Raw genomic sequence first — 22,368 nt, 5'->3', positions numbered from 1 at the left:
GCTGTCGGGGTCTCTTGCACGTTGATGCACATTTTGTGAAAGGTAAATGATTTTACCTTTAAATAAAAACGAACAAATGTTTGCATATAAAAACGAAATGTGATATACTGGGCGTAACAGGAAACAAGTCCGTAGCATGCGAGAATATCCGGATTTCTTGACGAAGCGTATACTCAGGAAATTCCGTGAGAATGATAAAGCAAAAGCAGACATGGCAAAGAGGAGAAACACAATGCCGAAGCAGTATATAAAAATACGAGGTGCCAACGAGCACAACTTAAAAAATATTTCCCTGGATATCCCGAGAAATGAGCTGGTGGTCCTGACCGGACTTTCGGGATCGGGAAAATCTTCTCTGGCATTTGATACGATCTATGCGGAGGGACAGAGACGCTATATGGAGTCCTTATCTTCCTACGCGCGCCAGTTCTTAGGCCAGATGGAAAAACCGGATGTGGAGAGCATCGAGGGACTTTCCCCGGCGATCTCCATCGACCAGAAATCCACGAACCGCAACCCGCGTTCCACCGTAGGAACCGTGACGGAGATCTACGACTATATGCGTCTTCTGTACGCTAGGATCGGTATCCCCCACTGCCCGAAGTGCGGCAGGGAGATCCGCAAGCAGACAGTGGACCAGATGGTGGACCAGATCATGACACTGCCGGAGCGGACGAAGATCCAGCTATTAGCGCCAATGGTCCGTGGAAGAAAAGGACGTCATGAGAAGGTTCTGGAACAGGCGAAACGCAGTGGTTACGTCCGTGTGATGATCGACGGAAATCTACATGAGCTGTCAGAAGAGATCACGCTGGAGAAGAACATCAAGCACAATATTGAGATCGTTGTGGACCGTCTCGTTGTGAAGCCGGGGATCGAGAAACGTCTGACGGACTCCATAGAGACAGTGATGAAGCTGTCCGATGGTCTGATGATCGTGGATGTAGCTGACGGCGAGCCGATCAACTTCAGCCAGAGCTTTTCCTGCCCGGACTGCGGGATCAGTATCGAGGAGGTGGAGCCGCGAAGCTTCTCCTTTAATAATCCGTTTGGCGCCTGCCTGGACTGCTTCGGTCTGGGATATAAGATGGAATTTGATGAGGATCTGATGATCCCGGATAAGTCTTTGAGTATCAATGAGGGAGCGATCGTCGTCCTTGGCTGGCAGTCCTGCGCGAAGCCGGGAAGCTTTTCGAGGGCGATCTTAGATGCTCTGGCTGCGGAGTACCACTTTGATCTCGACACCCCATTTCAGGATTATCCGAAGGAGATCCATGATATCCTGATCTACGGAACCGGCGGAAAGGAAGTAAAGGTCCACTATACGGGACAGCGCGGAACCGGCGTTTACGACGTGGCCTTTGAGGGCCTGATCGAGAACGTAAACCGCCGTTACCGGGAGACGTTCTCTCAGGCCAGTAAGGCAGAGTACGAGAGCTTTATGCGGATCACACCGTGTACCACATGTCATGGACAGCGTTTAAAGCAGTCTTCTCTGGCGGTGACAGTAGGTGGGCTGAATATTTACGAAGCTACGAATATGTCCATCGTAAAATTCAGGGAGTTTATCGATGATCTGAAGCTATCCGAGATGCAGAAGATGATCGGTGAACAGATTTTAAAGGAAATCCGTGCGAGGATCAGCTTCCTGATCGATGTGGGACTGGATTATCTATCCTTATCCCGGGCGACAGGAACTCTTTCCGGCGGCGAAGCACAGAGAATCCGTCTTGCGACCCAGATCGGTTCCGGACTTGTGGGAGTTGCTTATATCCTCGATGAGCCGAGTATCGGACTGCATCAGAGAGATAACGATAAGCTGCTAAAAACGCTAGAACACCTGCGGGACCTCGGAAACAGCGTGATCGTCGTGGAGCACGATGAGGATACGATGCGGGCGGCGGACTGTATCGTGGATATCGGTCCGGGAGCCGGGGAACACGGCGGAAATGTGGTCGCTGTGGGAACGGCAGCCCAGATCATGAAGTGTAAGGAATCGATCACCGGTGCGTATTTGAGCGGCCGGATCAAAATTCCGGTGCCGAAGGAGAGAAGAAGCCCAACGGGCTGGATCAAAATCCGTGGCGCGAGGGAGAATAATCTGAAAAATATCAATGTGGATGTGCCGCTTGGAATTATGACCTGCGTGACCGGTGTGTCAGGATCGGGAAAGAGTTCCCTGATCAACGAGATTCTCTATAAGGCGCTGGCGAAAAAGCTGAACCGTGCCCGGACGATCCCGGGAGATCACGACGGAATCGACGGCGTGGAGCAGCTGGATAAGATCATCGCCATCGACCAGTCTCCGATCGGAAGAACGCCGCGATCAAACCCGGCGACCTATACCGGTGTGTTTGACCTGATTCGTGATCTTTTCGCGGCGACTACCGACGCAAAGGCGAAGGGATACTCAAAGGGACGGTTCAGCTTCAACGTGAAGGGCGGTCGATGCGAGGCCTGCAGCGGTGATGGAATCATCAAGATCGAAATGCATTTCCTTCCGGATGTCTATGTGCCCTGCGAGGTCTGCGGCGGAAAGCGGTACAACCGTGAGACTCTGGAAGTGAAATATAAGGGAAAGAGTATTTACGATGTGCTGAATATGACCGTGGAGGAGGCGCTAAAGTTCTTTGAGAATGTGCCGTCTATCGCGAGAAAGATCGCGACATTGAACGATGTGGGACTTTCCTATATCCGCCTCGGACAGCCTTCGACGGAGCTTTCCGGCGGAGAGGCGCAGCGGATCAAGCTCGCCACAGAGCTTTCCAGACGCGGAACCGGAAAAACGATCTATATCCTTGATGAGCCGACGACAGGACTCCATTTCGCGGATGTCCATAAGCTGGTGGAGATCTTAAGAAAGCTTTCCGAAGGTGGAAATACGGTGGTTGTGATCGAGCACAATCTGGATGTGATCAAGACAGCAGATTATATTATCGACATGGGACCGGAAGGCGGAGACCGCGGCGGTACCGTGATCGCGAAAGGAACGCCGGAGGAGATCGTGAAGGTTCCGGAGTCTTATACGGGGCAGTATGTCAAGAGGTATCTCGAGAACGGAGATGCCGGTTCAGACGAGTAAAGGTTACTTTTCATGGGTAGGAATTTTCTGAACTGAAAATTCCGTACAATACAGTGATGGTAGTGGATTTTGCCGATTCGGAATGCGAAGCATCGGCAAAATCCTGTTACAGTGCGCGGGCATGGAGTGCCCGTGTACTGTAACGAGTAAAGAAATGAAAGTTTTGAATCATCACTTGGAATACTTCCGGCGGTATGTTATACTAAAATAATAAGAAAATCATAATTGCCCGACAGTAATTTCTATTACAATTCAGCCGTACGCTGGTTTGTCTGAACTGAATTTCCCGCTGTCGGGCAGTTATGTAAAACAGGGATTACACAGGAGGAATAAGCCCATGCTGTTAGTAAAAAACGCAAAAGTTTACGCACCGGAATATCTCGGAGTGAAGGATATCCTGATTGCCGGAGGAAGAATCGAAAGAATTGCGGATCATCTGCCGGAGTATGAGGGATGTGAAGTAATCGACGGAACCGGAAAGATCGTGACTCCGGGTATTATCGACCGTCATGTCCATGTGACTGGAGGCGGCGGAGAAGGAAGCTTCCACACTCAGGCACCGCAGGTCCAGCTGTCCAGCCTGATCAAGGGTGGTGTTACAACTGTACTTGGACTTTTGGGAACTGACGGAATCAGCAGAAGCGTGGAGAATCTTTTAGCAAAGGTAAAAGCGTTAAAAGAAGAGGGAATTTCCGCTTATGCGATCTGCGGAGCCTATGGTTATCCGAGTACGACCGTGACCGGAAGTGTCAGCAAGGACATTATGTTTATCGATGAGATCCTTGGAGTGAAGCTTGCGATCTCTGATCACCGTGCGCCGAATATCACGACAGAGGAACTGATCCGTCTGGCCAGTGATGTCCGCACCGCAGGAATGCTGAGTGGAAAACCTGGATTTATCTGCCTTCACATGGGCGGAGATAAGAGAACATTAAAACCGGTATTTGAGGCATTAGAGCGCACCTCGATTCCGCCGAAAACATTTCAGCCGACTCACGTGGGACGCAACGCGAACCTCTTAGAGGATGCGTTTAAGTTCGCGAAGATGGGCGGAACGATCGACCTCACCTGTGGGGAATCTGAAAGTAAGTTCCACTCTGTTGCAGATGCTGTCAAGAAAGCGAAAAAAGAAGGAGTTCCAATGGAGAAGGTGACCATGAGCTCCGACGGACAGGGAAGCTGGTCTAACTATGATGCAGAAGGAAAACTTGTGGAGATCGGTGTTTCCGATGTGGATACGATCTACCGTCAGATCGTCTACATGGTAAAAGAAGAAAATATGGATTTGGAGGAACTTCTGGCTCTCGGAACTAAGAATCCGGCGATGGCTCTGGAATTATATCCGAAAAAGGGTGCTGTGAAGGAAGAAAGTGATGCGGATATCCTGATCATGAATGAAGATCTCTCTCTTGATACGGTGATCGCTATGGGCGTGCCTATGATGAGAGACGGGAAAATCCTTAAAAAGGGAACGTATGAGAAATAATGTTGCTGCCTGTGCGAGGTGTCAATATGCCTGACTATGTACTGTAACAGGATTTTGCCGATGCTTCGCATTCCGAATCGGCAAAATCCACTACCACCACTGTATTGTACGGAATTTTCAGTTCAGAAAATTCCTACCCGAGTACAGTAACCTTCATACTTATTAAAGTACAGGTTTTGAGGGAAAGCACTTGCCAAGTTTCTATGAATCCCTTATAATTAGTTCCAAATAGGAAAATTTATATCTGTCCGGCATTCCGGCACAAATCGATGCGGATTGCCGGGCAGTTATCAAGAAGTACATGCACATATTTCAGGAGGCACCCGATGAATCAGGAAAAAATTATTGTTATCGACTTCGGCGGCCAGTACAATCAGCTGGTTGCCCGTCGTGTCCGTGAATGCCATGTATACTGTGAGATCTACTCCTACCGGACTCCGATCGAACAGATCAAGGCAATGAATCCGAAAGGAATCATCTTAACCGGAGGTCCGAACAGCGTTTATGAGGAAGGTGCTGCTACATGCAGCAAGGAACTGTTTGAGATGGGCGTTCCGGTACTCGGACTCTGCTACGGCGCGCAGCTGATGTCCCACGTTCTCGGCGGACATGTATGCAAAGCACCGGTCCGTGAGTACGGCAAGATCGAAGTGACTGTGGACAAGACAAGCAAGCTTTTTGGAAATGTATCCGAGAAGACGATCTGCTGGATGAGCCACAATGACTACATCGAGAAAGAAGCACCTGGATTCAGAATCGTCGCACATACTCCGGACTGCCCGGTTGCAGCCGCTGAGTGCGAGGAGAAGAAATTATATGCGATCCAGTTCCATCCGGAGGTTCTTCATACTCAGGAAGGTACAAAGATGCTCCATAACTTCATTTATGAAGTCTGTGGATGCGCCGGAACATGGAAGATGGACGCATTTGTTGAAAACAGCATCAAAGCGATCCGCGAGAAAGTTGGAAATGGAAAAGTTCTCTGCGCGTTATCCGGTGGAGTTGACTCTTCTGTTGCAGCCGTTATGCTCGCAAAGGCAGTCGGCGACCAGCTCACCTGTGTATTCGTTGATCACGGTCTTCTCCGTAAGAATGAAGGCGACGAGGTCGAGGAAGTATTTGGACCGAATGGCCCGTACGATCTGCACTTTATCCGCGTAAACGCACAGCAGCGCTTCTACGATAAATTAGCAGGCGTTGAGGAGCCGGAGAGAAAGAGAAAGATCATCGGCGAGGAGTTCATCCGTGTGTTCGAGGAAGAGGCAAAGAAGATCGGTGCCGTTGACTTCCTTGTACAGGGAACAATTTATCCGGACGTTGTAGAGAGTGGTCTCGGCGGAGAATCCGCAGTGATCAAATCCCACCACAATGTCGGAGGACTTCCGGATTATGTTGATTTCAAAGAGATCATTGAGCCACTCCGCGACCTCTTCAAAGACGAGGTTCGTAAGGCCGGTCTGGAACTCGGAATTCCGGAGAAGCTCGTATACCGTCAGCCGTTCCCGGGTCCGGGACTTGGTATCCGTATTATCGGCGCCGTAACACCGGAGAAAGTAAAGATGGTACAGGAAGCTGACGCAATCTATCGCGAAGAGATTGCAAAGGCAGGAATCGACCGCAATATCGGTCAGTACTTCGCAGCACTGACCAATATGCGCTCCGTGGGCGTTATGGGTGATGAGAGAACTTACGATTACGCAATCGCCCTGCGAGCTGTAAACACCATCGACTTTATGACTGCTGAGGCCGCTGAGATTCCGTGGGAAGTTCTCGGAACCGTTGCCAGCCGTATCGTAAACGAAGTACCGCATGTTAACCGCGTACTCTATGACTGCACGGGGAAACCGCCGGCTACGATTGAGTTTGAATAGTAAACAGGGAGCCGGGAAGCCGCATAAACAGCGGACTTTCCGGCTCTTAGTGTGTGGTGTGATACCTGTTTGATACCTATATGTCAAATAGACTTAGTTGCATATTTTTTTGACTTTTGACTTTACGCTCTGTTATTTTGTCAAATTCTGTTATATTACTACAGAGTAAAGGAGAAAATGGATCATAAGTTTCAAAATTTTGCTTACGAATAGCATAACTATGATTAGCATAACAATATATACAGCCATTTTGACAAGTATTATATAGACCTAAATCAATGCTTGCAATACAACCACATTCCAATCGTTGGTTTTTATCTTTTTCTATGTCTATGGAACAATGTAGTAACTTTGAAATAAGTCTGTCATCGATGCATCTAGCATGAGTTATGCCATAAGAAGATAAGTCAATGTCTTCTGCACAGGTATCTATTTCTATGTTATGTGAATAAGCAATTTCTGCAAAGTATCTCGCAAGGGTGTTTTTTTGCTCATAAGATAATTCATAAATATTTTTCCCTTTGATATTATGGGAGATTTTTGTATATAAATCAATAAAACTTATGGTTACTTTTTCTGTATAAAGACAGAGTTGTTCTGTAAGGTATTTGAATCTTTCAATGTGCCAATCAATAGAGTATTTTTCGTTAATGATAATGGGATCATAACGCCATATGACACGTTCTTTTCCAATATAATTGGATAATGTCTGGAAAGTATCAATTCTTGTAGACAAAGTAGGAAGATTTTCTTCGAAATCTTTATCATATGCGTTAAGTGTAAATTGAAAATAGTACATATAATCTTTCAAAGCGTTAAGTTTATTAATTATTGGCTTAGGATTTTTGCTCCAAAAAACAATACAATCAACAACATCTGGAGATAAGTTGATTTTACTTACTTGGTGAATATTCATTGGATTTCGTACATAGGCATATTGTTCTTTTAAGCGGTTTATAATCCACTCGGAAAAGAAAGCAGGGATATCAGTTCTTCGACTTGCACTTATTATCATAAAATCACTCCAATTCTATTATTAATTGGGCACTTGAACATACCGTCCACGGATTATAACGTGCCAAATTTGGTGTAGGCCAAGTTAATATATCTTTACTTGGATATTTGATACCATAACGTTGATACTCGTTTTGAATGTTATACTCAAAATATCGACAGGAATATGTGTGCCGAATCCCGTATTTTGATAGAGTATCTGAAAATCGTAAAAATAAATCTCTTCCACGACGATTACTATTTACATCATTGATAATTATTATTGATTTAGGTTGCATTCTTTTAATAACATTTTGTATTAGGTTTTTATAAAATTCATTTACAGCAGTCAACTTACCAGTGTTATAAAAATGTGAGATGAGGTATTGTAAAATAAGAAGATTTTTATCAACGGTGTAATGATCTTTAAAAATTTCAAAAACATCAGTGCAAATATACTCCGGATTATATGAGGTTGATTTAAAATAATCTTTAATAAAATTATGCTTGTCATTCCAAAGCGGGTTTATATCTATACCTAAGTAGTTCACGGGAATGCAAAAATTATTTTTTGACAAATAGTTTTCAAAAGCAGCTAAATCTGGAGATGCTCCACATCCCAGAGATAATATATTGAATGTATCTTTATATGGAAGACTATTGATAGAATGTAAAGCATATTCAATTTCAGAAGCATATTTATGGAAATATTTACATACATAAAAATTCAAGACATTATTACATGTATAATCAAGTCTTCCATTGGGGTGTCTAGAAGGAAAATGAATTTGTTCTAGACATTGTTCACAGTCTTGGGGGCAAACAGTAGGATGAGAACATGATGTATTACAATAGCCACAATTTTCATTTAGACATTTTTGTCGATAGTTCATATCACAATAATTCGTTAAGTTTTCTATAAGCATTTTTATCCTCCATTCCCTTAAAAACAAACATATGTTCTATATAATAATAACATGGTTGAACTCTTTAAGCAAGATTTTGAATGAGAAATCATGATTTTCTCCATTGATAACTATTATTTTTCTTGTCATTTCCTTTTTCATCAACGCTACTGCTGGAAGCTGGCCAGTTGATTTTCCATTCAAAATATTCGTCCTCTGAAACCTCTCCGCTTTTTAGCTGTTCTTTCCGCAAACCCCATTCACGCAGAAATTCATTTACCAGACCATAATCAATCCACATACCGACAGGAGCATGAGCAGGCCATTCGTCACTATCATTATAGCGAACAGACTTATCATCAGAAACGTTGCACTTGCCGGGATTGCGGACAAGCTGAAACAGATGAAAGGTATTGCGGTTGTCCTCGTCAAGCCAGAAAAAAGTCTGCATAATGTCCTCAGCGCAGCCGGGGGCTTCTATAATAAAATTGATATAGTTGACATTCAAAATCCTGGCAATTTCCATGAGAGTATCTTTTTTGGGAACACGATAGCCGGATTCATATTGTGCCACACGAACATCAGCGTTGCGCTCCTCATATCCCAGCTTCAATCCTAGTTCTCGTTGTGTTAATCCCCGAAATGTGCGGATTCTCTTAATTCGCTCTCCCAGTATCATAATTTTGTGTCCTTTCCTTAAACTTTACAAATTACACACCATAATCCATTCTTCTTCGTTTTCCCGTACAATATCAAAACCGATTTTTCGATACATTTCAGCCGCATAATTAGCCTTTTGAACAGAAAGTGAAACACGTTCATAACCATGTGTTTTCAACAAAGATAGCATTTCTTTCATCATATCGGTTCCTATCCCCTGTCCCCGGTATTCTTTGTATAGAGAGATGGCAAGAGAGGGCGTTTCATCATCAATATGTCCGTAATCGTGTATAATGCGTACCCAGACAGCACCAACGATTTTTTGTTCAACTTCTGCGACTAATGCGAAATCAGCTTTTGATGCCCCGAAGCGGTCAACATAAATTTGTAATTCGGGAGAAGCGATAATATTTTTCGGTGGCGGCTTTATACCGTCTGGAATAAAAATAGCTTCGTATAGAAATTCATTCAATAGAGGATATTCCATTACCGTCATTTCTCGTATCGTGTATTCCATAAAGCCCTCCTGTGAAAATAGTTATCCCGTTTCCTACATTGTAGCATACCTAAAATAATACGGCAACAAAAACTTATCAGAAATGCTAAATTTAATAAAAAAGATAAACTTAACAAAAAAGCTATTGACAATAGCAGAAATGTTAAGTATACTGAAAATACAAAACTTAACAAAAAAGTTAAAAATCCAAAAGAAGGACGTGTATTTGAAAAATGATTTATTTGTAACAGCCGGAGAAGTGGCGCAGGACTTAGGCATTTCCAAACCATTTGCTTATAAGCTGGTGCGGCAGATGAACGAAGAACTGGAAGCAAAAGGTTTTATCACAATCGCCGGACGAGTGAGCAGAAAATACTATGAAGAAAAATTTTATGGCATGGCACAGGCGAATTAGGAAAGGAGTGAGATTATGGCGGCGTACAAAGATGAACAGCGGGGAACATGGTATGTGTCCTTTCACTATTATGACTGGACTGGTAAGAATTGCCGGAAAGTTAAGAGGGGATTTAAGACCAAACGGGAAGCAACAGAGTGGGAACGGCATTTCCGTATGAAAGAAGCGGCTGACTTGGATATGACTTTTGAGGAATTTGTTCAGGCATACACAAGAGATATGAAGCCGAAACTGAAACACAATACCTGGCTGACGAAAGAGCATATCTTGAGGACAAAGCTACTGCCCTATTTCAAGGATAAGAAAATGCGTGATATTCGTCCGAAAGATATTATCCAGTGGCAGAATGAACAGATTTCCTATCGTGATGAAAAAGGAAAGCCCTATGCTCCGACTTATTTGAAAACTCTGCAATCAGAATTGAGTGCACTGTTTAATCATGCGGTACGGTTCTATGAACTGAAAAGCAATCCTGTTGTAAAGGCGGGGCCGTTGGGAAAGGGAAAAGCGGAGGAAATGTTGTTCTGGACAAAAGAGGAATATCTGAAATTCATTGAAGCGGTAAAGGACAAACCATATTCCTATCATGCGTTTCAGATATTGTACTGGTGCAGTTTACGAGTGGGCGATGATGATGATAAAATAAGACTAAATCAACGGAAACCCAGTAAATACAAGGGGTTGAGTCGATTTGGTCCTGAAAAAAACTTGCAACGAATCAACAAATTTATGAAGGAAAGGCCTACCTTTTATAAAAAACTTATTCAGATGAAAGAAAATTTCCGCTTTTATCTGAGATGCTTTTACTGTATCACGAAAGTGGTGATATTACAATTTAATAGCGAAAAACAGGACCGAATTAGCTCGTAATGGATGAAAATCTGTTTAGCTGATTCGGTCATTTTTATTGATTGAAAGGTGATGAAAAAATGGCTAGAATTATTTCTATTGTAAACCAAAAAGGGGGAACGGGAAAATCCGCATGTACAGCTAATTTAGCAGTAGGATTGGCACAAAAGAATATGAAAGTGTTGATTGTAGATGCAGATCCACAGTCTGATGTATCCGCAGGATTTGGATATCGTGATTGTGATGAAAGTAATGAAACACTTACAGCTCTTATGGATACAGTAATGAAAGATGAAGATATTCCTTCAGACTGTTATATCAGGCATCAGGCAGAAGGAATAGACATTATCTGTTCTAACATTGGACTGGCAGGTACGGAAGTACAGTTGGTAAATGCAATGAGCAGGGAATATGTATTGAAACAGATTTTATATGGTATCAAGGATCAATATGATGCAATTATCATTGATTGTATGCCATCATTGGGAATGATCACAATCAATGCACTGGCTGCATCAGATGAAGTACTAATTCCGGTTGAAGCGTCTTACCTGTCAATCAAAGGATTGCAGCAGTTATTAAAAACGATCGGTAAGGTCCGTAAGCAAATCAATCCGAAGCTGCAAGTCGGTGGAATTCTGTTTACGATGGTGGATGCTCATACGAATGATGCCAGGAATAATATGGAACTTCTCAGAAATGTATATGGAGGTCAAATTCATATCTTCGATAATTATATTCCATTTTCTGTAAGAATGAAGGAAGCAGTCAGAGAAGGACAGAGTATTTTCTCTTATGATCCGAAAGGCAAAGCTACAGAAGCTTATCGGAGAGTGACGGAGGAGGTGCTGAAAGATGCCATCTAAAAAAAGAGCAACTCCCGTTTCCTTACAGCCGCTTGATGCATTGTTTGGAACAAACGAAGAGACAACCAATGGAATTAGTGAGATAGCAATAGGAAGTCTTCATCCATTTACGAATCACCCATTTCAAGTAAGAGATGATAAGAAAATGGAAGAATTAGCGGAAAGTATTACACAATATGGCGTGTTGGTTCCTGGTATTGTGCGGTTGAGAGAATCCGGTGGTTATGAGCTGGTAGCTGGTCATCGGCGAAAACGAGCATGTGAACTTTCTGGACTAGAGAAAATGCCGGTTATCATCAAAGATCTTACAGATGATGAAGCGACGGTGATTATGGTAGATTCCAACATTCAACGAGAAGAGCTGCTGATCAGCGAAAAGGCATTTGCTTATAAAATGAAATATGAGGCGTTAAAGCGTCAGGGAAAACGATCTGATTTAACTTCTTGCCAAGTTGGCAAGAAGTTGGCGGCAGAAGAAGTCAGTCAGAATACAGGAGATAGTTCCAGACAGATTCTTCGATATATTCATCTGACAGAGTTAGTAGCAGAGCTATTAGAATTGGCAGACGAGAAGAAGCTTCCCTTTAACACAGCTGTTGAACTTTCTTATTTGAGAACTGAAGAGCAGCAGATATTATTTCAGTATATGAGTAATCACAATATGGTACCGTCCTTGAAGCAGGCAAAGGAATTGAAACAGATTTCAAAAGAGCGGATGTTGACGTATTCGGAGATTGATCAGATTTGCATGAATGAAAGTACTGAAAAAGTTCAGGTGCAGATTCCGGCGAAGAAATTGAAACAATATTTTCCAGAGACATATACAAAGACTCAGATGGAAGAAATTATATTTATGCTTCTGGCATCGTGGGCAGAAAGAGAGGGTAAAGAATGAGCAATGAAGATATGGCAAGTAGAATACAAGTCTATCTGAAAAAGATAGAAAAGATACGTGTTAAACGGATGAAAAGAGAGAAGTTTAAACATTTGTTGAAAACATTAGGATTATCAGCAGGAAGGAAGTGAAAGTATGGCTTTAAAAATTGTACGAAGATATGATGCGAACGGAAGGGAGCTCACGGAGAAAGATCTGGAAACCTTTCGATTGGATTCTCCTGTGGTTAGAGAAATATTGGCAAACCTTAATCGGGAGGTGGCGGAAGGAATCAGACAGAGGGAGAAAAAAAGATGACGATTGAAGATGTAATTAAAAAATCAATTCTGCCACTGGCATTTATGGTATTCTGGTTTTGGATGACAAAAACAATTATGAAAGTCAGTGGGCAGACGGATTGGTTCTGGTGGGTATTTATTGCCGGACTTCCATTTGGAATACATAAAATGCGGTTGATTCTAATTCCGAGAGGAATGGATACCACAGCAACACTTGGGATGGCTGCATTAAGTGTCATTATTGGAGCATTGATTGGAAGCATCATGATTCCAGTGTATGTGATCAGAGCGATATACGTGTTTATACGGTATGTCATTGGAAAATAGAATATTAGATTGATAAGAGGCAGGCTTGCGAAAATAAAAATCGTAAGTCTGCCTCTTTTTTTGTGCTTAAAAACAGGCAATTCAGGGGAATTCCCTTTTGCAAATATATATATTCTTGGAGGATTTTTAAGATGAGAGAGCGAATTGAAAGTAAGCATGTAACAAAGGAAATCAAAAGTCAGATGCCAGTGATTCCGGTGGCAATTGTTAAAGAAAGAGGCTGTACGTTCTGCCCATATTATCTGGGCAATTATGAGAAACAGCCACGCTGTATGATGAAAACCTGTGCCTGGGATGATGAAAATGAACGTTTCCATCCAGTTCTTCGTGAACTGATCCCATTTTACAAAGAGAAGATGGAAAAAGCAGAAGAAAAGTTCCTGGCAATGAAAAAGATTTACACAACACTGTTAGGAATGTTTGCCGATGAAATGAAGCAAGAAGAGTTGGAAAAAGATGAATGTTACGGATGTGCCTATGGAAAATGTGGACCATGTATCGGTATCTGTTACAAATCAATGAAAGCATAGGAGGGGTAAGCCAATGAATACAATAGTTATTTCCGGGCGATTAGTAAGAAATCCCGGATACAACGAAGTGGAGAATGAAAAAGGACTTCATAAGATTGCCAAGTTTGTTCTGGCAGTCAGAAGAAATTATTCCGATGAAGTCAGTTTCATTCCGGTAAAGGCTTTTGCAAAGAAAGCAGAATTTGCCAGAGATTATCTGATGCAGGGAACGAAGGTCATGGTGGAAGGCGAGATTGTCACAGGTAATTATGAAGATAAGGATACCGGGAAAAAGATCTATACCACCGAAGTGTATGCAAACCGGATTGAATTCGCAGGTGCAAAAATGGTTGACAGACCACCGTTTCCAGAAGATGCGGAAGGGTTCTTAGAGATCCCAGAGGGTATGGAAGAAGAAATGCCGTTTAGATAGAGGAGGATAAAAGATGGTTTCAGTAGATCAGGCGTATATGGTAGGGCATATGAAAAATGCCGATGGAAGTATCAACAACAAAAATGTAGTGCTGTCAGCAGCATGTGAAGCAGCGGAACTGTTCCAGTGCATGATGGCAGTAAATCAGAAACTGGAGGACTGGCAGAGATTTAATCACACCTTGGAGATGCATCTTAGAAGTGTGGAATGTGAGAAAATCCATGATATCTGTCAGGCAGTATACGGAATGAAACATCCGTCCAATGAACTGGAAGGATTGTATCTGGCAAGAGAGGATGAACAGATATGCCTGCTGTACTATCAGGTGTTTGTAGGGATGCTGGAAATCAATATTAATTCAGCCGAAGTGCTGTACAAACAGAAGGAGGAAACAATCAATGAGTAAGATGGAGTATATGCCGGTAGATTGTCTGCAGGTGCCAAAGGTGCTGTTTCAGATGGAAAAATACAAAAATCTGTCAAATACAGCAAAGATTCTATACAGCTTATTTCTGGATCGTTTGAAATTTGCGGTGCAAAATGGCTGGGTAGATCATAACGGGAATCTGTTTGTTATCTATCCCAAAAGTGAAATAAAGAAAGACCTGAATACGACTCGGTATGGAGTAGATCAGGCAGTACAGGAACTGGTTCAGGTTGGTAAACTGGTGCGTATCATTCCAAACAATGGAAAGGCGAACCACTTTTATATCAATGGTATTTATGAAAATGAGATGGAGGAAGAATCAATGATGACATTAGATACTATCATGGCAAATATGCCGCTGGCTGAAAGAGAAATTATTATGGATAAGATGGTGAAAGCATCCAGAGATATTTTTGAAACTATTGCGGATATGGGATATATTGATCAATATGAAACGTCTTTAACTGCAATGGAAAAGCGAGGATACCAGGATGAGCTTGGAGAGATGGATATTGATCAAATTAAGGCTGATGGATATGAGTTTGGTATGGATCTTGCATTTGGAATTCTGGAGGAAAATGAAAATAATCCTGCTCGTGTGTTAGATATCCAGAAATATGTGAACAGACAGTATGAAAGCTGTTCAAAAAAGAAGTTTATGAAGGTCCTGGAAACCCTTGTTCATGCGATGGGGAATGATGAAGGCTTTATTGGTGATATGTATGCTTGTAACAAGAAGGCCAGAAATTATTATTTGGACGAAATGATTCAATCATTCAATTTTGCATTTGATGAGATGTGCCATGGTACAGGCAGTGCAGCAAATTGTGATTTTGATGTAGAAGAGTAGGAAAATATTATGGCAGATTTTGAATATTTCAGAGCAGAAGAATCTGACCAGTTTTCTTTTTTTCGGATACCAAAAGCTCTGTTCACAGAAAAAGAGTTTGCAAGCCTGTCCACAGACGCAAAGCTCCTTTATGGAATTCTGCTTGATCGAATCAGCCTGTCCAAGAAAAATGGCTGGATTGACAGTGAGGGTTATGTCTATATCATTTACACGATCGCAGAATTGCAGGAGCTGTTGCGAATGTCGCATACGACAGTGACAAAGCTTCTATATGAGCTGGATAGTGTGCATGGGATTGGATTGATCGAGCGGTATCGGCAGGGGAATAATCGTCCCTCTGTCATATATGTGAAAAATTTTGTAAAACGGAGTAGAGGAAAGCCAGTAAGATACTTTGTTTCTGGAATGCCAGAAACTGGAAATCCAGACTGCAAAGAATTGGAAATCCGGATTGCAAGAAACTGGAAGTCCGGAACGCAAAAAAATAGAAGTCCGGACTGCAAGAATCTGGATGGAAGTAATACTAAGATAAATAAGACTGAAAAGAATCATACTGATAAGAGTAAGGGCAATACACCCGCTTTGGAAGAAAAATTCAGTCAATATGGTAGATTTAAAAATGTTGTTCTGTCGGAAGCTGAACTACAGGAGTTGACGACGCTATTTCCATGGGATTACCAGAAACGGATTGAGCATCTTTCTGTTTATATGAAATCCAGTGGAAAAGAGTATCAAAACCATTTTGCAACAATCTGTCTTTGGGCAGAAAGGGATGGAACCAGGATAGGAATGGATAAATATGAATTTCAGGAAGGAGAAAGCCTGTGATGGAAAACAAAGTAACAGCAGATTATCTGGACGAAGAGGGATGTCTTCATTGTGGCACCTGTGGAAAAAGAAAACAGATGAAAGTCAGTCTGATAGGTTTTGAGCGTGTAGTGTCCTGTTTGTGTGAATGCGAGGTAAAAGCCAGGCAGGAACTGGATGAGAAGATGCAGCGGGAAGAAGAACAGCGGCAGCTTTATCAGAGAAAATCCGTCGGACTTCGGGAAAGAAGATTCTGGGAATGGAAATTTGAAAATGACAATGGAAGCAACCAGAAGATACTAATCGCCAGGCAGTATGTAGAAAACTGGACAGATATGAAGAGAAAAAATGTAGGATTGCTTTTGATGGGACCGGTTGGAACCGGGAAGAGCTTTTTTGCAGGCTGTATTGCAAATGCACTTTTGGAACAGGGAGAACGTGTCATGATGACAAACTTTTCCAGGATTTTAAATGAAATGACCAGCTATCAGGCAGATAAGAACCAGATTATACAAAATCTTGTGGATTATCCGCTGCTGATTATTGATGACTTGGGAATAGAACGAAATTCCGAGTTTGCTTTGGAGCAGGTCTATAATGTGATAGACAGCCGCTATTGTAAAATGCTTCCGCTGATCATAACAACGAATCTGGGACTGAATGAAATGAAGTCCACAGATTTGGATACTGCCCATCAGCGTATTTACAGTAGAATACTTGAAATGTGTGTTCCCATCTATTGTGGTGGAGAAGATAAGAGAAAAGAAGAAGGGACAGAAAAACTCGTACAGGTGCAGAACCTGATTACCGGTTAATCTGTCTTTTTTCATTAAAGGGGGTGATTGCCATGATTACAGATTTGGACAGCAGTTGAATCGCTGAAAGGAGGGAAAAGTCATGCAGGAAGAGGTAACTCAGAAAACGGTCACGTTCTGTATTCGGGCTACTAAGATTACGGCAGACCTGTTGAAAAAGGTTCTTGTTGCGTATCTGCATCATCAGAAGCAGAAATCAGTAGAGAAGAAAGCGAAGAAGAATCAGCCGAAACAGGGAAAGGTCACGGTAAAAGAGCTGGCAAAACAAAATGCCGGGATGGTCAATATCGAGATCACAAATAAGAATATCAAGTCCTTTGAACGCTATGCCAGAAAATACGGGATCAATTATGCTTTGAAAAAAGATAAGAGCAAAGAGCCGCCGGTTTATCTGGTATTTTTCAAGGGACGTGATCAGGATGCCCTCAATGCTGCTTTCCGTGAGTTTTCCCAGAAACAGATTCAAAAAGCGAATAAACCTTCCATTCATAAGCGTCTTGCAGCTTACCGGGCAATGATGCCAAAGAAGACGAAGGACAAAGTAAAGAACCGACATCAGGAGCAGAGCCGATGAAAAAGCAAATCGGTAAAAACCTGATGCAAAAATGTAAGAATAAGATCAGGGTCAGGCTGTCCGCTCTGGATAAAAAGAAACTGGTTCTTACAAATCTTCCCTATGTTCTGACTGCTTTTTATGCGGATCGAGCGTCCTGTTTATACAGGAGCAGTCCCGGAGAAGATATAGGGAACAAACTGTTATATGCGATGGAACATGCAGATCGGATCTTTACAGGGATTCTGTTGAGCTTTGACCTGAGAGATCTATTGGTTGGAGTTACTGTCGCAGTTATTTTGAAATTATTGGTTTGGCAGAAACAGTCAGATGCAAAGAAACTTCGGAAGGGAATCGAGTATGGTTCAGCCAGATGGGGAACTGCAGAGGATATCAAGCCTTATATGTCAGATGATCCCTGGATGAATATTCCGTTGACAGCAACAGAAGCATTGACTATGGAGAGCAGACCAAAGCAGCCGAAGTATGCGAGAAATAAAAATATCGTGGTCATCGGTGGTAGTGGTTCCGGTAAGACACGATTTTTCGTTAAACCGTCGGTCATGCAGATGAATTGTTCCATGGTCATTACAGATCCAAAGGGCACTCTCATTGAGGAGTGCGGGAAGATGTTAGCAAAGGGACCGCCTAAGAAAGATAAGAATGGAAATATTATGAAAGATAAGTCTGGAAAAGTAGTTCATGAGCCCTATGTGATTAAGGTTCTGAATACCATCAATTTTTCCAAATCGCTTCATTACAATCCATTTGCCTATATACGGTCTGAAAAAGATATCTTGAAGCTGGTGACAACAATCATTGTGAATACCAAAGGCGAAGGGGAAAAAGCTTCCGAAGATTTTTGGGTGAAAGCAGAGAAATTGCTGTACACAGCACTGATTGCTTTTATCTGGTATGAAGGGGATGAAGAGGAAAAGAACCTGAATACCCTTCTGGATCTTTTGAACGAAAGCGAAACCCGTGAAGAGGATGAAACTTACCAGAATCCTGTGGATATGATGTTCCAGGAGCTGGAAGAAAGAGATCCGCAGCACTTTGCGGTCAGACAGTATAAAAAATATAAAATGGCGGCTGGAAAGACAGCGAAAAGTATTTTGATATCCTGTGGAGCCAGACTTGCCCCATTTGATATCGCAGAACTTCGTGAGATCATGTCTTACGATGAAATGGAACTGGATAAGATCGGAGACAGGAAAACAGCCTTGTTTCTGATCATGTCTGATACAGATACAACCTTTAACTTTGTGATTGCCATGTTACAGTCACAGCTTTTCAATCTGCTTTGCGATAAGGCAGATGATAAATATGGTGGAAGACTTCCGGTGCATGTGCGTGTCATCGCCGATGAGTTTGCCAACATCGGGCAGATTCCTCAGTTTGACAAGCTGATCGCAACTATCCGAAGCAGGGAAATCTCTGCTTCTATTATTTTGCAGTCCCAGAGTCAGCTAAAGGCAATGTATAAGGATAGTGCAGATACCATTTTGGGCAACTGTGATACTACACTTTTTCTTGGTGGCAAAGAGAAAACCACCTTAAAGGAAATGAGTGAGCTTCTGGGGAAGGAAACCATTGACCTGTATAACACTTCGGAGACGAGGAGTAATCAGAAGTCCTTTGGATTGAACTACCAGAAAACAGGCAAACAGCTGATGACGGAAGATGAGATTGCAGTCATGGATGGAGGAAAATGTATCCTGCAGATCCGTGGTGCCAGACCATTTTTCTCGGATAAATATGATATCACGAAACACAAAAACTATCGGCTTCTTGCAGATGAAAACGAGAAGAACCGGTACAAAGTAGAGAAAGAGTTAAATCCGCAGTACACACCGAAACCCGAAGAAGAGGTGGAAGTGATTCATGTAGAACTGTCGGAGTAACCTTGGGAATGAACGAAAAATAATGAGGAAAGGAATAACTGACATTAGGTGCGCCGGCTTTTTAGTCGGTGTTTTTTCATTCCCGTAAACACCTGAAAGAAGTCAGTTTTGGTTTATGAATATATGGCATTTTTTAGCAGCGCAATTACAACTTTAAAAACTCTTGTAGTCGCTATCGGCGCAGGTCTTGGTGTGTGGGGTGTCGTAAACCTTCTGGAAGGATATGGAAATGACAATCCCGGCGCTAATGCTCATGGTTAATAAAGAAGCACAACAAAACAGGACAAGGACAGTCAGCCCCGCCGCTATTCCGAGCAAGGCAAATTATAGGGTAAAGTCAAAAAAGCATTTGTAACATTTCTATAAACTCTATTGACTTGAACACCTCCGGGAGTTATAATATGTTTTGCTATTTAGGAACACTAAATAGCAAAACTAAAGTGAGGTAGAGAGTATGGATAACAGGTATGTGCAGCAATTCAAAAAAGGCTCTCTTGAAATGATACTTTTGTGCTTGATCGGACGCAAAGAAACCTACGGCTATGAAATCATTACAGAGCTAAATAACAGCGCGTCCGTTTTGGGCTATGCAAAAGAGGGAACGATTTACCCTATTCTGTATCGTTTGCAGGAAGCCGAGTTAATCCAATGCCGATTAGCCCCGGCAGCGGCAAATGGCGGATCAAAAAAATACTACTCCCTTACCCATAAGGGCAGAGAGGTATTAGACGAGCTGATTTTATTTTGGGCGAGCTATGAAAGTTGTGTAAATGGCTTTATTGCCACCTATCAAACAGCGGAGGTATCAGAATGAAAGAGCAATACATTAAGCAAGTGGAAAAGGAATTGAGTTTAACACGCAAAGCAAAAAAAGAGGTCGTGCGTGATCTGAATGAAGTCTTTGCTTCTGCGTTGGAGCATGGCGAAACGGAACAACAGGTAATCGAACGGTTAGGCACTCCCAAAGAGTTTGCAGAGAATACCGCCGAGCAGTTAGGCATTGACAGCGCAGCACCGCAGAAACGGAAAGGGATTATTTCGAGCGTTGCAGCCCTTGTCGTTGCCGTTGCAGCGTTTGTGATTTACGCCACTACCCAATCCGGGAAAGTGCCGGACGGGGCAATCGGACAAGCAGACGCAATGACAAACATTCAAGTTGAGGGAGCTTTTGGATTTGACGCTTCACAAATCATTTTGGCAGTCGGTGTAATCGCGGTTACAATCGCAATCATTCAGATTATCCGAACCGTCCGCAAAAACAGGAGGTAGCTATGAAAAAATTTGTTTCAATAATCGCTATTTTACTTATGCTTTCTTTGGCTGCCTGTTCCAATCAAGATACGCCGTCCGCTGCGGATAATCCAAGCAATACACAAACAGAAAGCAATACCATGCTTGACGCGGGTGTATGGCCTGTGAATGAATACACCGAGGAGCTTCCCGTCCCGTCCGGTACGGTCGGTTGGGCTATGCTTGATACGGAACATGAGAATTGCAGTATCAGTATTGTGGATATAAGCGAAACCGACTATAACGACTATTTAGAGCTTTTGAAGCAAGAGGGGTTTTCTATAATAGAGGAAGTGTCGGAAGAAATTGAGGGACAGGACTATGTTTCTATCGGTACGCTTTTGTCAAATGGCGAAAAGGGATTGAGTATCAGCTACATTCCCGATAACTTCACAATTTACATTTCTTTCCTTAAATAATGAAAATTAAAATGATTAAATCGCCTGATAGGTGGGTGCTTTGCCCTATTTGTGGAAATAAAACACGAACAAAGATACGCCCCGATACAATACTTGAAAATTTCCCTCTGTTCTGTCCGAAATGCAAACAAGAAGCACTAATCAGCGCAAAAGATTTGAATGTAGCTGTAATCCCACAACAAATAGCGGAATCAGCCGGAGCAGTCAACGGTCAAGATGAACGGCGCATAAATGCGCCGCCGTTGACAGCCCTGCCTGTTTCCGCTGATGGGTAATCAAGGGAGCGACAGACTAAAGTGCTGTCGCTCCCCTCACATTATGGAAATGAAAATTGAATATCGACCAAGCTGCAACGCCACAGATTTTTTGAAAGTCCGTGGCGTTTTTTTTGCGCCCATTTTTGGCAGACCGCACATTCCTGTTGTTGTAGAAAGTGACGGGGAAATTTGCCCAAAACGGTCTTGCGTACCGTAGTAGTGATGAAAAGAATACCGCAGCCATTTGGAAGAAAGGTATGGGGCTACCGTAGTAGTGATGAAAAAAATCAAAAGAAGCGTTTGGCATTTTTCGGTTTCTTTCGTGGAGGGGGACAAACAGCGGGCAGAACACGCCGCCACTATCGCTATATTGATGAAACCAGCCATACCGTCCCCCTTGCGAATTGCAGTAAGGGCATAGAAAAAATCCGTTGGATTTTCCGCCTATTTGCCCCGCTGCGGTTTTGTAGGTATTAAGAGCAGCCTCACAGAGGAAAGCGGCAGTTTTTCAGAGCAAGATTCTACCACAGTACCAAAATTCGCTTTTCGCTCATTTTGCCCCTGCGGGAATCTTGTTGGGGAGTGCCTTCCCCAAACCCTGCTTATGCGGCTTGCGCCGCTTAAAAATCCCTCAAAATATTTTTTCGGATTTTTCAAAAACAGTTCCGCTTCACACCCCGTTTTTCTCCTATTAGTGAGAGGACACCACGCACAGAAAGGAGGTTTTACCATGCGAAAACGATACAACACACCGCACCGCAGCCGGGTAGTCAAAACACGCATGACCGAGGAAGAATACGCCGAGTTTGCCCAACGGCTTTCTGCTTACAACATGAGCCAAGCCGAGTTTATCCGGCAAGCCATAACCGGGGCAGCCATACGCCCCATCATAACCGTTTCCCCCGTCAATGACGAGTTGCTTGCCGCTGTCGGGAAGCTGACCGCCGAATACGGCAGGATCGGCGGCAACTTAAACCAGAT

The 22,368-nt window shown here is 42.9% G+C and carries 26 protein-coding genes and 3 pseudogenes; 24 read left to right on the top strand and 5 right to left on the bottom strand.

All coding sequences use genetic code 11. The features are described from left to right. The first annotated feature begins 232 nt into the window (after positions 1-232). From uvrA to guaA, 3 genes are all read left to right on the top strand, one after another. The gene (gene uvrA / locus DWY93_RS12525) at positions 233-3,082 is read left to right on the top strand and encodes an excinuclease ABC subunit UvrA (protein WP_117470481.1); all 2,850 of its coding nucleotides are present in this window, start codon (positions 233-235) and stop codon (positions 3,080-3,082) included. Positions 3,083-3,419: 337 nt separating this feature from the next. Beyond that, a complete protein-coding gene (gene iadA / locus DWY93_RS12520; protein WP_117472426.1) occupies positions 3,420-4,568 on the top strand; it encodes a beta-aspartyl-peptidase in 1,149 nt (382 codons plus the stop codon). Positions 4,569-4,894: 326 nt separating this feature from the next. Beyond that, positions 4,895-6,439: a glutamine-hydrolyzing GMP synthase gene (gene guaA, locus DWY93_RS12515; protein ID WP_117470438.1), complete on the top strand. Its 1,545-nt coding sequence runs from the start codon at positions 4,895-4,897 to the stop codon at positions 6,437-6,439. Positions 6,440-6,515: 76 nt separating this feature from the next. Here the strand turns inward: guaA and DWY93_RS12510 are convergent, their stop codons facing one another. The 4 genes from DWY93_RS12510 to DWY93_RS12500 all read right to left on the bottom strand — a co-directional run bounded on the left by DWY93_RS12510 (position 6,516) and on the right by DWY93_RS12500 (position 9,514). Then, the gene (locus DWY93_RS12510; protein WP_087306150.1) at positions 6,516-7,454 is read right to left on the bottom strand and encodes a DUF1848 domain-containing protein; all 939 of its coding nucleotides are present in this window, start codon (positions 7,452-7,454) and stop codon (positions 6,516-6,518) included. 4 nt (positions 7,455-7,458) lie between these two features. Further along, on the bottom strand, positions 7,459-8,358 hold the full coding sequence (locus DWY93_RS16970; protein ID WP_140393083.1) for a hypothetical protein: 900 nt from the start codon (positions 8,356-8,358) through the stop codon (positions 7,459-7,461). Between the two features lie 88 nt (positions 8,359-8,446). Further along, a complete protein-coding gene (locus DWY93_RS12505) occupies positions 8,447-9,016 on the bottom strand; it encodes a helix-turn-helix transcriptional regulator (RefSeq protein ID WP_117470888.1) in 570 nt (189 codons plus the stop codon). Positions 9,017-9,040: 24 nt separating this feature from the next. After that, the gene (locus DWY93_RS12500; RefSeq protein ID WP_117470889.1) at positions 9,041-9,514 is read right to left on the bottom strand and encodes a GNAT family N-acetyltransferase; all 474 of its coding nucleotides are present in this window, start codon (positions 9,512-9,514) and stop codon (positions 9,041-9,043) included. A gap of 205 nt (positions 9,515-9,719) precedes the next feature. Here DWY93_RS12500 and DWY93_RS12495 point away from each other — a divergent pair, with 205 nt between their 5' ends. From DWY93_RS12495 to DWY93_RS12410, 20 genes and pseudogenes are all read left to right on the top strand, one after another. Then, a complete protein-coding gene (locus DWY93_RS12495) occupies positions 9,720-9,908 on the top strand; it encodes a MarR family transcriptional regulator (RefSeq protein WP_087306154.1) in 189 nt (62 codons plus the stop codon). Positions 9,909-9,923: 15 nt separating this feature from the next. Continuing rightward, positions 9,924-10,778 carry an Arm DNA-binding domain-containing protein gene (locus DWY93_RS12490; protein ID WP_347466142.1) on the top strand — a complete coding sequence of 285 codons (855 nt, stop codon included), beginning with the start codon at positions 9,924-9,926 and terminating at the stop codon, positions 10,776-10,778. Between the two features lie 59 nt (positions 10,779-10,837). Continuing rightward, complete coding sequence (locus DWY93_RS12485) at positions 10,838-11,623, top strand: ParA family protein (RefSeq protein ID WP_117472424.1); 786 nt, start codon at positions 10,838-10,840, stop codon at positions 11,621-11,623. Beyond that, the gene (locus DWY93_RS12480; RefSeq protein ID WP_117470891.1) at positions 11,613-12,518 is read left to right on the top strand and encodes a ParB/RepB/Spo0J family partition protein; all 906 of its coding nucleotides are present in this window, start codon (positions 11,613-11,615) and stop codon (positions 12,516-12,518) included. The genes DWY93_RS12485 and DWY93_RS12480 overlap by 11 nt, the downstream gene beginning before the upstream one ends. After that, on the top strand, positions 12,515-12,649 hold the full coding sequence (locus DWY93_RS17795) for a hypothetical protein (RefSeq protein WP_008371487.1): 135 nt from the start codon (positions 12,515-12,517) through the stop codon (positions 12,647-12,649). The genes DWY93_RS12480 and DWY93_RS17795 overlap by 4 nt, the downstream gene beginning before the upstream one ends. Positions 12,650-12,653: 4 nt before the next feature. Continuing rightward, positions 12,654-12,815, top strand: coding sequence for a hypothetical protein (locus DWY93_RS17200; protein ID WP_164468309.1), 162 nt, complete (start codon positions 12,654-12,656; stop codon positions 12,813-12,815). Further along, complete coding sequence (locus DWY93_RS12475) at positions 12,812-13,123, top strand: DUF6050 family protein (RefSeq protein WP_022068206.1); 312 nt, start codon at positions 12,812-12,814, stop codon at positions 13,121-13,123. Before DWY93_RS17200 ends, DWY93_RS12475 begins: the two co-directional genes overlap by 4 nt. 131 nt (positions 13,124-13,254) lie before the next feature. Continuing rightward, positions 13,255-13,653 (top strand): hypothetical protein, encoded by a 399-nt coding sequence (locus DWY93_RS12470; RefSeq protein ID WP_008688044.1) that lies wholly within the window; start codon positions 13,255-13,257, stop codon positions 13,651-13,653. 13 nt (positions 13,654-13,666) lie between these two features. Continuing rightward, the gene (locus tag DWY93_RS12465; protein WP_117470892.1) at positions 13,667-14,065 is read left to right on the top strand and encodes a single-stranded DNA-binding protein; all 399 of its coding nucleotides are present in this window, start codon (positions 13,667-13,669) and stop codon (positions 14,063-14,065) included. Between the two features lie 13 nt (positions 14,066-14,078). Further along, entirely contained in the window at positions 14,079-14,471 is a 393-nt protein-coding gene (locus tag DWY93_RS12460) for a hypothetical protein (RefSeq protein WP_008688048.1), read from the top strand. Next, on the top strand, positions 14,464-15,342 hold the full coding sequence (locus tag DWY93_RS12455; RefSeq protein ID WP_117470893.1) for a replication initiator protein A: 879 nt from the start codon (positions 14,464-14,466) through the stop codon (positions 15,340-15,342). The genes DWY93_RS12460 and DWY93_RS12455 overlap by 8 nt, the downstream gene beginning before the upstream one ends. Positions 15,343-15,351: 9 nt before the next feature. After that, entirely contained in the window at positions 15,352-16,170 is an 819-nt protein-coding gene (locus DWY93_RS12450; protein WP_054356382.1) for a replication initiator protein A, read from the top strand. After that, positions 16,170-16,964 (top strand): ATP-binding protein, encoded by a 795-nt coding sequence (locus DWY93_RS12445; RefSeq protein WP_054356383.1) that lies wholly within the window; start codon positions 16,170-16,172, stop codon positions 16,962-16,964. Before DWY93_RS12450 ends, DWY93_RS12445 begins: the two co-directional genes overlap by 1 nt. A gap of 82 nt (positions 16,965-17,046) precedes the next feature. Beyond that, entirely contained in the window at positions 17,047-17,538 is a 492-nt protein-coding gene (locus DWY93_RS12440; RefSeq protein ID WP_117470894.1) for a PcfB family protein, read from the top strand. A gap of 23 nt (positions 17,539-17,561) precedes the next feature. After that, positions 17,562-19,421, top strand: coding sequence for a type IV secretory system conjugative DNA transfer family protein (locus tag DWY93_RS12435; RefSeq protein WP_347466172.1), 1,860 nt, complete (start codon positions 17,562-17,564; stop codon positions 19,419-19,421). Between the two features lie 123 nt (positions 19,422-19,544). Continuing rightward, a pseudogene (locus DWY93_RS12430) lies at positions 19,545-19,679 on the top strand (Maff2 family protein); the annotation flags it as partial. A 196-nt stretch (positions 19,680-19,875) separates the two neighbouring features. Beyond that, entirely contained in the window at positions 19,876-20,235 is a 360-nt protein-coding gene (locus tag DWY93_RS12425; protein ID WP_005937450.1) for a PadR family transcriptional regulator, read from the top strand. Further along, positions 20,232-20,690, top strand: a complete 459-nt coding sequence (locus DWY93_RS12420) for a DUF1700 domain-containing protein (protein ID WP_005937453.1) — start codon at positions 20,232-20,234, stop codon at positions 20,688-20,690. Before DWY93_RS12425 ends, DWY93_RS12420 begins: the two co-directional genes overlap by 4 nt. A 2-nt stretch (positions 20,691-20,692) precedes the next feature. Continuing rightward, the gene (locus DWY93_RS12415; protein ID WP_015528419.1) at positions 20,693-21,130 is read left to right on the top strand and encodes a DUF6591 domain-containing protein; all 438 of its coding nucleotides are present in this window, start codon (positions 20,693-20,695) and stop codon (positions 21,128-21,130) included. Between the two features lie 11 nt (positions 21,131-21,141). After that, positions 21,142-21,324 (top strand): annotated as a pseudogene (locus DWY93_RS12410) (cysteine-rich KTR domain-containing protein); the annotation flags it as partial. A 117-nt stretch (positions 21,325-21,441) separates the two neighbouring features. Here the strand turns inward: DWY93_RS12410 and DWY93_RS12405 are convergent. Beyond that, the gene (locus tag DWY93_RS12405; RefSeq protein WP_147324207.1) at positions 21,442-21,774 is read right to left on the bottom strand and encodes a hypothetical protein; all 333 of its coding nucleotides are present in this window, start codon (positions 21,772-21,774) and stop codon (positions 21,442-21,444) included. A gap of 343 nt (positions 21,775-22,117) precedes the next feature. Between DWY93_RS12405 and DWY93_RS12400 the strand changes: the two are divergent. Continuing rightward, positions 22,118-22,368: pseudogene (locus DWY93_RS12400) on the top strand (mobilization protein); the annotation flags it as partial.

Origin of the sequence: Clostridium sp. AF28-12 (genome assembly GCF_003435225.1) — a bacterium.
In the GTDB taxonomy this organism is placed as follows: domain Bacteria; phylum Bacillota; class Clostridia; order Lachnospirales; family Lachnospiraceae; genus Pilosibacter; species Pilosibacter fragilis.
The sequence above is the reverse complement of the archived record's forward strand: the minus strand, read 5'-3'. Positions and strand labels throughout refer to the sequence as shown.